Origin of the sequence: Paraburkholderia sp. SIMBA_030 (genome assembly GCF_046535245.1) — a bacterium.
Classification (GTDB): Bacteria; Pseudomonadota; Gammaproteobacteria; order Burkholderiales; family Burkholderiaceae; genus Paraburkholderia.
This window is the reverse complement of record NZ_JAWRXB010001121.1, coordinates 1-253: the sequence shown is the minus strand read 5'-3', so window position 1 is coordinate 253 and position 253 is coordinate 1. Positions and strand designations below refer to the sequence as shown.

The window sequence follows — 253 nt, the reverse complement described above, 5'->3', positions numbered from 1 at the left end:
CGGTCAGCGTCCGCTGAAGCTCGTTAGACGAGCATTCCCGCGCGCGCCTAGGCGCTGTCCCAGACACGCCTGCATTCAGGTAGACGACGGACACACCATCCTGCGCGATGGGTGCGAACACCCCGTTGAACAGGTCCGTCGCCTCGTCGAGTGTGAGCAGGTCGCACTGCTTGAACACCACATTTCCGGACGCCAGCAGCGCATCTGGCCGGCGCCGGGCAATGCCGTACACAGTCCAGCCGCGGTCCAGATA

General features: G+C 64.4%; 1 protein-coding gene. It reads right to left on the bottom strand.

Going from position 1 to position 253, the window contains the following annotated elements:
• The coding region (locus SB772_RS43505) for a hypothetical protein (RefSeq protein WP_410838965.1) at nt 1-253 on the bottom strand (253 nt) is incomplete at both ends.